This is a genomic window from Aliidiomarina sp., assembly GCF_047920995.1.
Classification (GTDB): Bacteria; Pseudomonadota; Gammaproteobacteria; order Enterobacterales; family Alteromonadaceae; genus Aliidiomarina.
The window spans coordinates 46,632-56,763 of record NZ_JBLRWZ010000017.1; the positions used below are offsets into that span (position 1 = coordinate 46,632).

The window sequence follows — 10,132 nt, forward strand, 5'->3', positions numbered from 1 at the left end:
ATTGCTATCCTTCTCTTAGTGGCCCATTAGGCGATCGATGGCATCTGGTTTATCCGCAACGCCAAATTTATCTACCACTGTAGCCGTAGCTTTGTTCATACCTACTACCTCTACTTCAGCACCTTCTCTGCGGAACTTTAAGATCACCTTATCTAGCGCTGCAACAGCGGTGATATCCCAAAAATGCGCACGATTTAAATCAATGGTTACATTATCAAGCGCTTCGTTAAAATCAAAGGATTCCACAAACTTTTCCGAAGACGTAAAGAACACTTGGCCAACTACAGTATACACGCGATGATTTCCATCTTTTGATACGTCTGAAGCGATATGCATGTAGTTACCTACTTTTGCTGCAAAGAACAGCGCTGCTAGTAATACACCTACAAATACACCAATTGCAAGGTTATGTGTTGCAACTACCACCACTACAGTAGCTACCATTACTACATTGGTACTCATCGGGTGTTGCTTCATATCTTTAATCGAAGACCAACTAAAGGTACCAATTGCCACCATAATCATTACCGCTACCAAGGCAGCCATTGGAATAGCTGAAACCCAATCAGATAAAAATACCACCATTATGATTAAGGCAACACCCGCCACCATAGATGATAGGCGGCCTTGGCCACCCGATTTAATGTTAATGATTGATTGACCAATCATGGCGCAACCCGCCATACCGCCCATTAAACCTGAACCGATGTTAGCAATACCTTGGCCGCGGCACTCTTTGTTACGATCCGATTTTGTATCGGTTAAATCATCAACGATGGTTTGCGTCATCATTGATTCCAACAAACCAACGATCGCCAATGGCAACGCATACGGCAACACAATCATTAAGGTTTCAAAGTTCAACGGCACATTTGGCCATAGGAAAATTGGCAAGCTATCTGGTAATTCGCCCATATCGCCAACGGTACGCACATCAACACCGGTGTACATTACAAAGCCAGTAATCAATACAATGGCAATCAACGGTGAAGGAACGGCCTTGGTAATATAAGGAAGCCCGTAAATAATTCCTAATGCTGCAGCGGTAAGCGCATATACATGCCACGTAACATCTGTTAGTTCTGGTAACTGTGCCATAAAAATAAGTATTGCCAGCGCATTTACGAAACCGGTAACTACCGAACGCGATACAAAGCGCATTAAGCTACCCAGTTTTAGCACACCAAAAATAAGCTGAATAACACCCGTAAGTAGCGTGGCCACTAGTAGATACTCAAGGCCATGGTCACGCACCAACGTAACCATCAGCAGCGCCATTGCACCGGTAGCGGCCGATATCTGCCCTGGGCGGCCACCTACAAATGCAATAATCACACAAATACAAAATGAGGCATACAATCCCACTTTTGGATCTACACCGGCAATAATCGAGAATGCAATGGCCTCTGGAATAAGCGCAAGTGCCACTACCAGCCCGGCGAGTACATCGCCGCGAATATTTCCAAACCAAGTTTTTTGCCATGTTTGACGCATGTTAATTTTCCCATACCAAATGTAGAATAGAGCCGATGCAACCTTACCCATCGGCATTTGTGTTCAATCTGTTTCTTCACCAGAATAGATCGAAATAATGCGGTTGTCGTTTTTTTACACAACAGCTAGCTCGGCTGTAATCCTTTTAAAAACTGAAGTTCAGCTTCTTTTTCGGATACCGCCAAGCATTTTTATTACCAAAATAGATAGTTTAGGCTCAAGTTGTAGAGCAATAGCGATAATTCACTATGTAAAAACAGCGAAACAGCTATTTAGAGCCTTTTCTCCTAGAACAGGAGTAAAATGTGAGCGCATGATAATTCCCTATCGGTTAGTATTCAAGCACTTTCATTAGGGTTTTTTGTTGAGTTTTAGCCATTACAGTTATTTTTGTACGTGAACATCTAATTTTAGAAGGCATTTATGCATTTCCATATACTTGTAGGCACAACCTCTGGCAACACCGAATATCTTGCCGATGCTTTGAGTGAGCGTTTAGCTTACCTTGGCCACACCACAACCCTGCATGATCAACCTGAACTAGCGGAGGTACCAACCGATAACGCTGCCAATTGGTTACTATGTATGGCTACCCATGGTGCAGGCGAATATGCTGAAAGCATTATTGGCTTTATGGAAGCACTTACCACAACTCAGCCCAATTTAAGCGCCGTAAAAGTTGCTATCGTAGCGATTGGGGATTCTAGTTACGATACTTTTTGTAAAGCTGGCATCGATGCTGAAGCAATTATTTTAGAGCTAAATGCGCAGTTGATCGCCCCAACATTAACGATCGATATGTTCAATGAGCTAGATCCTGAAGCCAATGCAATTTCTTGGCTAAACCAATGGATTGCAACTTATACCTAAACACCTAGATTTTTTTATCCACGCTGCTACCACCTAATATTCGTATGATTTACAAACTTATTCGGATCTTATCCACACTATACGCAGATCCTTATACAAAATTTTTAAAAGCTGGGGATAAGCTATGATCTTTCTTGTGATCGGATCCGGGGATAGATCTGGGGATAACTTCCATTGTGTATAAGTGCCGATTTATCCCACTGGTTATACGCATTTAAGATCGCTGTTTACGCACACCTAATCATTAATTCTAAGTTATTGATTTAAAATCGCTAAAACGAGATACCCACAGATTCAGGCCGAGCTAATAATAAGAATAATAAAAAAGATCTAAAGAAATATAGATCTATATATTACCAAACCACCCCCAACCACCGATCGAAACAAAACCAAGCTTCCTAGAAACTTGTTTAGGCTGTATTTCAGCAATTCAGAAAAAGCCAAGATCCCCCTTAAATTCAGTACTAACACCATGTAAAAGCGTTTTTACATCACCATAAAAGTGCTACACTATTTGGCTCTGTGATTCATGAAGATACCCGTGCAACGATCTACATTCACGATCCTTATTGAAATCACACATTATTTTTTTGATCCGAGGTTACGAGCTACATGGCAACAAACGCGCAATACCAAGTTATCGTTATTGGTGGAGGACACGCAGGCACTGAAGCAGCGCTTGCAGCTGCTCGCATGGGCAAACGCACCCTACTCATCACCCATAACATCGATACACTTGGGCAAATGTCATGTAATCCAGCCATCGGTGGTATTGGCAAAGGCCACTTAGTAAAAGAAATTGATGCTCTTGGTGGCATCATGGGGCAAGCCGCTGATCATGCGGGTATTCAATTTAGAACCTTAAATGGTTCAAAAGGCCCAGCTGTTCGTGCTACTCGAGCACAAGCAGATCGCTCGTTATACCGCACGTTTATTCGCCGAACTTTAGAACAACAACCGAACCTACAAATTTTCCAACAAGCCGCAGATGATTTGATTGTTACTGAAACAGGCCAAGGCCCAAGAGTTGAAGGCGTAATAACACAAATGGGCTTAAAGTTTTATGCACCTACGGTAGTGCTTACTACGGGTACTTTTTTAGGTGGCCAAATCCATATTGGTTTAAGCAATTACAGTGGTGGCAGAGCTGGCGATCCTCCCTCAATTGCTTTAGCACAACGATTACGCGAATTACCATTACGGGTAGATCGATTAAAAACCGGCACACCACCACGAATTGATGCAAAAACCGTTGATTTTTCAGTAATGCAAGAACAACCCGGTGATGATCCACGGCCAGTATTCTCTTACATTGGTAGCCGCGCTGATCATCCTGAACAAATCAGCTGTTATATTACCCATACCAACGCGCAAACCCATGAAATTATTCAAAGTGGTTTAAATCGTTCGCCCATGTATTCTGGTGTAATTGAAGGTATTGGCCCACGGTATTGCCCATCAATTGAAGATAAAGTTGTACGCTTTGCGGATAAAAGTTCGCACCAAATTTTTGTTGAGCCAGAAGGCTTAAACACCAATGAATTGTACCCCAATGGTATTTCTACCAGCTTGCCATTTGATGTACAGCTAGCCTTGGTGCATTCCATTCGTGGTTTTGAAAATGCCCATATTACGCGGCCAGGATACGCCATAGAATATGATTTCTTTGATCCGCGCGATCTGAAGCAATCGTTAGAAACAAAATATATCCAAGGGTTATATTTTGCCGGCCAAATTAATGGCACTACAGGTTATGAAGAAGCTGCGGCTCAAGGGCTTATGGCGGGCGTAAATGCAGCGTTAGCTATCGATGGTAAAGATTCTTGGTGTCCGCGCCGTGATGAAGCTTACACAGGCGTATTAATTGATGATTTAGCCACATTGGGTACCAAAGAACCATATCGAATGTTTACTTCCCGTGCGGAATATCGTTTGTTGCTGCGCGAAGATAACGCCGACATGCGCCTTACCACCAAAGGCCGTGAACTAGGCTTAGTAAATGATCATCGTTGGCAAGTGTTTAACGATAAATTAGAAGCTGTTGAGCAAGAAAAACAACGCTTACGCAGCACTTGGTTACATAAAGATCATGCTGCAGTTGGCGCGGTTAACCCCATGCTAAAAACCCCAATTAGCAAAGAAGCGAGCTTGGAAGAATTATTACGTAGGCCTGAAGTTACCTACCTGGGGTTAACCTCTGTAGAAGGCTTAGGCCCAAGTTTGCAAGATCCGTTGGCCGCTGAGCAAGTTGAAATTCAGGTTAAATATGCTGGCTACATTAAGCGCCAAGAAGAAGAAATCGCGAAAACATTGCGCCATGAAAATACGAAATTACCACCGGAATTTAATTACAGTACGATTTCTGGGTTATCTAACGAGGTAATTGCTAAGTTAACGGAGCACCGCCCTGATACCGTTGGCCAAGCCATGCGCATTTCGGGAATAACGCCGGCGGCGGTATCTATGTTACTGGTGCATCTGAAAAAGCAGGGGTTATTGCGCAAAAGTGCGTAAAAGTACCTAACAACGCCATACTGCGCGATGTATCACCCAATTATTCGTTAATTCGCATTCAGTAGCATAGGAAAGATCTGTAATGAGCAAGGCGCCGTTCCCTGAAGCAAAATTATTAGCCCGTTTACAGCAATTAATTGGCGCTACAGATCTGGTAATTACTTCTGCACAAGAACAACAGTTAATTGCTTTGGTGGCCATGCTGCAGAAGTGGAACAAAGCCTATAATTTAACCTCAGTGCGTGATCCGCAAGAAATGCTAGTGCGCCATATTCTCGATAGTTTAGTGATTAGCCCGTATTTACACGGCGATCATATTATTGATGTAGGTACCGGGCCAGGTTTGCCAGGATTACCACTGGCAATTTGTAATCCTGATAAGCAATTTGTGCTACTCGATAGTTTAGGTAAACGCATTAATTTCATTCGGCAAGTGGTTCATGAGCTTAAATTAACCAACGTAACCCCAGTGTTAGCGCGGGTTCAAGATTACCAACCGAGCCAAGGGTTCAGTTCGGTAATTAGCCGCGCATTTGCATCACTTGCAGATATGTTGAGCTGGTGTCATCATTTGCCTTCGGCCGATGGGCGTTTTATTGCATTAAAAGGCCAACCTACGGAAGAAGAATTAGCCACAGTGGCATTACCTTACTCGATTAAAGGGGTATATGCGTTACATGTGCCAGAGCTCGATGCAGCTCGCCATGTGGTTGAAATTCAAAAAGAATAATTAAATCTGCTGAGGAAATCTCGTGGCTAAAGTAATAGCAATTGCCAATCAAAAAGGTGGTGTTGGAAAAACCACCACTGCGGTGAATTTAGCGGCCTCCATGGCAGCAACTCGCCGTAAAGTGCTGCTTATTGATTTAGATCCACAAGGCAATGCCACTATGGCTAGCGGCGTTGATAAATATGACGTACCTGCTACCGTGTACGATTTATTGGTAGATGAAAAGCCGGCAGCCAACGTAATTCAAACGGAAACGAGCGGTGGCTATCATTTGCTTGCCGCGAACGGTGATTTAACCGCCGCTGAAATTAAGTTGATGGAAGTATTTGCGCGGGAAACTCGATTACGCCGCGCCTTAGAACCTGTTCGTGATTATTACGATTACATCTTTATCGATTGCCCTCCTTCGTTGAACTTGCTTACTGTAAACGCTATGGCCGCTGCCGATTCTGTGTTGGTACCAATGCAGTGCGAGTACTATGCCTTAGAAGGGTTAACCGCATTAATTGATACCATCGAGCAGCTTGCCTCGGTGGTGAACCCAGGGCTTTATATCGAAGGCTTGTTACGCACTATGTATGCCTCGAATGTACGCCTTTCCATTGATGTTTCCGAGCAACTAAAAGCGCATTTCGGTGCAAAAGTTTACCGTACGGTGATTCCGCGTAATGTTCGCCTAGCAGAAGCGCCAAGCTTTGGTAGCCCCATTATGTATTATGATAAATCATCAACTGGTTCAAAGGCTTATTTAGCGTTGGCCGGCGAAGTAATTCGCCGCGCTGAAGTTGCCGCAGAGCAGCAAACACAACAACACGCAACGAACACCGAAGAGGAAGCATAATTATGTCGGCAAAAAAACGCGGTTTAGGGCGGGGCCTTGATGCTTTACTTACTACGAGCGCGAATGCTGCAGCTCGGCATCAAGCCCAGCTTGATCAGCTTAGTGAAAACCTTGAAAAAGGTGAACTGCGGAAGCTTCCTATCGAATTTTTACGCCCCGGAAAATACCAACCACGCAAAGACATGGAGCCGGAAGCGCTAGAAGAGCTCGCCAATTCAGTAAAAGCCCAAGGCATTATTCAGCCTATTATCGTGCGGCCGTTGGCGGAAGATAGTTACGAAATTATTGCCGGTGAACGGCGTTGGCGCGCGGCTCAGTTGGCGCAGCTAGATACCGTTCCTTGTATTATTAAAGATGTTGGCGACGAAGCAGCTATTGCGATTGCCTTAATTGAAAACATTCAACGGGAAGATTTAAATGCAATGGAAGAAGCCATTGCGTTGCAACGCTTGATGGATGAATTCGAACTTACGCAACAAAGCGTTGCCGATGCAGTGGGCAAATCGCGTACAACGGTTACTAATTTACTGCGTTTAATGCAGCTAAATGATGATGTAAAAGTACTTCTTGAACGGGGGGATATCGAACTTGGCCACGCTAAAGTATTGCTAGGCGTGCAAGGTGAGATGCAAAGTGAGTTAGCTCGGGTAATAGCGGCAAAAGCGATGACCGTGCGAGAAGCCGAACGCTTGATAAATAAAGCACTTAACCCACATGCACCAGAAACGAAAACGCCAGATCCAGATGTACAGCAGCTAGAAACATCGCTTAGCGATCGTTTAGGCGCCAAAGTAGCTATTAGCCATAACCGCAAAGGTAAAGGCAAGTTAGTAATCAACTATACCTCCCTTGATGAGCTGGATGGTATTTTACAACATTTTAAATAATCAGTAGTGCTCACCCTAATCAACTATAGAGCCGGTTGTTGAACGCGTTATTGCGCGTTCAATATTATGCATCAGGGTTGGATTTAACAGTGCAACCAACAATGCCAATACAATCTTTTAAAGTATCTTCCCCGAAAAAAATTCACTTATGTTGCATTTTCAACCGAAAACTTTATAATCTGCGCAGCTTTAATTTTGCATCTTTTTGGATACGTTTTTTGCACCAAGGAAAACCAAATGGCTGCCGATCGGAACGAAGCAACAAACCATAGCGCAATGTTGCATGGTGGCCGTAATATGGCAACAAAGTTAATTAGGCTGCAGGCACGTATTTCAACTTTAATGATTGTGTTGTTCGGCGTATTTTTAGGCGTTGCAGCATTGTATACGGCCATAGCCGGAGCTGTTATTGGGTTGATACCCAATATCGCGTTTGCGGCAATTGCGTTCCGACATGGAGGCGCTCGCGCAGCACCACAAGTGGTGAATAATTTTTACGCGGGTGAAGCTACCAAAATGGCGCTTACGCTAATTTTATTTGTATTAGCATTTATTGTTCTTAACGGCCCTTGGTTTCCTCTTTTCGCCGTTTTTATAGCGATCACCCTAACGCACTGGCTAGCACCAATTTTACATTTTAAATCTAACTAATCTGGGTTATTAATCATGGCTGCAAACGGAAATATGACTCCAACTGAGTACATTTCTCACCACTTAACGCCGTTACAAATTGGCGAAGGCTTTATGGCTGTCAATATCGATTCTTTAGGTATTGCTATAGTGCTAGGTGTGTTTTTCTTATGGTTGTTTGCGCGCGTAGGCCGCAAAGCAACAACCGGTGTTCCCGGCAAACTACAATGCGCAATTGAAATGTTAGTTGAGTTTGTTGATAAATCAGTAAAAGAAACCTTTCATGCGAAAAGCCGATTGATAGCGCCGTTAGCGCTAACTATTTTCGTTTGGGTATTTTTAATGAACGCCATGAAATTAATTCCGGTTGATTTCGTGCCAGTGCTGGCCGGGTTATTCGGTTTAACATTTGCCAGTAGCGCTGTAAAAGGCTCTGTGCCAGATGATGCCGGTATTTTTGAGCGCGCCATGGACCACCCATGGAGCTACATGAAAGCCGCTCCCACAACAGATTTGAACACCACTTTAGCGCTCGCTATCGGTGTATTCTTGCTGATTATTTTCTACTCTGTAAAGCATAAAGGGTTAGGTGGCTTTATTAAAGAGCTTACGCTGAATCCTTTTAACCATTGGTCTTTAATACCATTTAACTTGGTTCTTGAATTAGTAACTTTGATTGCAAAACCAATTTCATTGTCATTACGTTTGTTCGGTAACTTGTATGCCGGCGAGCTTATCTTTATTTTGATTGCAATGATTGGTTTGTGGCAGCTACCGTTGCACTTCGCATGGGCTGTGTTCCATATTTTGGTTATCGTTTTGCAAGCGTTTATCTTTATGATGCTCACTATCGTGTATTTGAGTATGGCAAGCGAGAAGCACTAAAATTAGGGCTTTTGATTAGGCCCATTTAATACTGTTTTTAATGATTTTACTTTTAACTTTAACTATCTGAAAAACTGGAGAAAAAAATGGAAACTGTAGTTTCGTTTACAATCTTAGCCGTAGCGATCATCATCGGTTTAGCAGCTCTTGGTACAGCGATTGGTTTCGCAATCATGGGTGGTAAATTCCTAGAAGCAACAGCTCGTCAACCAGAAATGGCTGCTCAATTACAAACGAAGATGTTCATCTTAGCTGGTCTTATCGATGCAATCTCAATGATTGGTGTTGGTGTATCTTTATTCTTCGTATTTGCAAACCCATTTGTTGGCTTACTGGGTTAATTGAGCATCGACGGTCACCAACATAGAGGAGATCCGTTGTGGATATCAACTTAACTCTAGTTGGTCTTTTAATTGCGTTTGTGGTTTTCGTACTCTTCTGTATGAAGTACGTTTGGCCACCGATTATTAATGCTATCGAAGAACGTCAGCAAAAAATTGCTAGCGGTTTAGAAGCATCAGATCTCGCAGAAAAAGACCTTGAGAAAGCTCGTGCACAAGCCAATGAAGAGCTTAATGCGGCAAAAATTGAAGCCGCTGCAATTATCGACCAAGCCAAGAAACGGGCAACTAAATTGGTTGAAGAAGAAACTCAACGTGGTCATGCAGAGCGTGAGAAGATTATCGCCTCTGGTCATACAGAAGTAGAAACTGAGCGCAATCGTGTTCGTGAAGAACTTCGTAAGCAACTAGCCATCTTAGCGATTGCCGGTGCCGAGAAAATTCTTGAGCGGGAAATAGACGCACAGAAGCAAAGCGACATTGTTGAAAAACTTGTCGCTGAACTGTAATCAAGGGGGTTGAGCACATGTCCGAATTTACTACGGTTGCTCGCCCCTATGCTAAAGCAGCTTTTAATTTTGCTGTTGAGCAGGGTGCGATTCAGAACTGGCACGAAATGTTGGAGTTTGCTGCTGCGGTGGCAACTCAAGAGGACATCCGCACTTTTCTGAAAAGTGCTAATAGCCGTGAACATGTAACCAATGTATTTATTGGAGTTTGTGGTGAACAGCTCAATGAGAACGGCCAAAACCTAATTAAGGTTATGGCAGATAACGAACGCTTATCGGCGCTTCCTGAAGTTGTTCGGCTTTTTGCCGAGTTACGAGCGGAGCACGAAAAAGAGATAACCGTAGAAGTTACTTCTGCGGTAGCTCTAAATGATGCTGAACAGGCTAATTTAAGCGCAACGTTGGAAAAACGTCTCGCACGCAAAATCAAG

Annotated in this window: 11 protein-coding genes; 10 read left to right on the forward strand and 1 reads right to left on the reverse strand. The window is 43.4% G+C overall.

What is annotated here, in order from left to right; translation table 11 throughout:
• Positions 1-15: 15 nt before the first annotated feature.
• Positions 16-1,494 carry a SulP family inorganic anion transporter gene (locus ACNA7P_RS06310; RefSeq protein WP_416257774.1) on the reverse strand — a complete coding sequence of 493 codons (1,479 nt, stop codon included), beginning with the start codon at positions 1,492-1,494 and terminating at the stop codon, positions 16-18.
• 423 nt (positions 1,495-1,917) lie between these two features.
• Between ACNA7P_RS06310 and ACNA7P_RS06315 the strand changes: the two genes are divergently transcribed.
• The 10 genes from ACNA7P_RS06315 to ACNA7P_RS06360 all read left to right on the forward strand — a co-directional run.
• Positions 1,918-2,364, forward strand: coding sequence for a flavodoxin domain-containing protein (locus ACNA7P_RS06315; RefSeq protein WP_416257775.1), 447 nt, complete (start codon positions 1,918-1,920; stop codon positions 2,362-2,364).
• Between the two features lie 612 nt (positions 2,365-2,976).
• A complete protein-coding gene (mnmG, locus tag ACNA7P_RS06320) occupies positions 2,977-4,878 on the forward strand; it encodes a tRNA uridine-5-carboxymethylaminomethyl(34) synthesis enzyme MnmG (protein ID WP_416257776.1) in 1,902 nt (633 codons plus the stop codon).
• Positions 4,879-4,960: 82 nt separating this feature from the next.
• The gene (gene rsmG / locus ACNA7P_RS06325) at positions 4,961-5,608 is read left to right on the forward strand and encodes a 16S rRNA (guanine(527)-N(7))-methyltransferase RsmG (RefSeq protein WP_416257777.1); all 648 of its coding nucleotides are present in this window, start codon (positions 4,961-4,963) and stop codon (positions 5,606-5,608) included.
• Positions 5,609-5,630: 22 nt separating this feature from the next.
• Complete coding sequence (locus ACNA7P_RS06330) at positions 5,631-6,449, forward strand: ParA family protein (RefSeq protein ID WP_416257778.1); 819 nt, start codon at positions 5,631-5,633, stop codon at positions 6,447-6,449.
• Positions 6,450-6,451: 2 nt separating this feature from the next.
• A complete protein-coding gene (locus tag ACNA7P_RS06335; protein ID WP_416257779.1) occupies positions 6,452-7,336 on the forward strand; it encodes a ParB/RepB/Spo0J family partition protein in 885 nt (294 codons plus the stop codon).
• Between the two features lie 237 nt (positions 7,337-7,573).
• Positions 7,574-7,987 (forward strand): ATP synthase subunit I, encoded by a 414-nt coding sequence (locus ACNA7P_RS06340; RefSeq protein WP_416257780.1) that lies wholly within the window; start codon positions 7,574-7,576, stop codon positions 7,985-7,987.
• Positions 7,988-8,002: 15 nt separating this feature from the next.
• On the forward strand, positions 8,003-8,851 hold the full coding sequence (gene atpB, locus ACNA7P_RS06345) for a F0F1 ATP synthase subunit A (RefSeq protein WP_416257781.1): 849 nt from the start codon (positions 8,003-8,005) through the stop codon (positions 8,849-8,851).
• Positions 8,852-8,937: 86 nt separating this feature from the next.
• Complete coding sequence (gene atpE, locus ACNA7P_RS06350; protein ID WP_143235714.1) at positions 8,938-9,192, forward strand: F0F1 ATP synthase subunit C; 255 nt, start codon at positions 8,938-8,940, stop codon at positions 9,190-9,192.
• A gap of 38 nt (positions 9,193-9,230) precedes the next feature.
• On the forward strand, positions 9,231-9,701 hold the full coding sequence (atpF, locus tag ACNA7P_RS06355) for a F0F1 ATP synthase subunit B (RefSeq protein WP_416257782.1): 471 nt from the start codon (positions 9,231-9,233) through the stop codon (positions 9,699-9,701).
• Positions 9,702-9,718: 17 nt separating this feature from the next.
• Positions 9,719-10,132 (forward strand): F0F1 ATP synthase subunit delta (locus tag ACNA7P_RS06360; RefSeq protein WP_416257783.1); only part of this gene is annotated, 414 nt, incomplete at its 3' end.

Excerpts from the sequence above, each read along its gene's own strand:
- ACNA7P_RS06310 (WP_416257774.1), bottom strand. The coding sequence starts at position 1,494 with ATGCGTCAAACATGGCAAAAAACTTGGTTTGGAAATATTCGCGGCGAT.
- ACNA7P_RS06315 (WP_416257775.1), top strand. The coding sequence starts at position 1,918 with ATGCATTTCCATATACTTGTAGGCACAACCTCTGGCAACACCGAATAT.
- mnmG (WP_416257776.1), top strand. The coding sequence starts at position 2,977 with ATGGCAACAAACGCGCAATACCAAGTTATCGTTATTGGTGGAGGACAC.
- rsmG (WP_416257777.1), top strand. The coding sequence starts at position 4,961 with ATGAGCAAGGCGCCGTTCCCTGAAGCAAAATTATTAGCCCGTTTACAG.
- ACNA7P_RS06335 (WP_416257779.1), top strand. The coding sequence starts at position 6,452 with ATGTCGGCAAAAAAACGCGGTTTAGGGCGGGGCCTTGATGCTTTACTT.
- ACNA7P_RS06340 (WP_416257780.1), top strand. The coding sequence starts at position 7,574 with ATGGCTGCCGATCGGAACGAAGCAACAAACCATAGCGCAATGTTGCAT.
- atpB (WP_416257781.1), top strand. The coding sequence starts at position 8,003 with ATGGCTGCAAACGGAAATATGACTCCAACTGAGTACATTTCTCACCAC.
- atpE (WP_143235714.1), top strand. The coding sequence starts at position 8,938 with ATGGAAACTGTAGTTTCGTTTACAATCTTAGCCGTAGCGATCATCATC.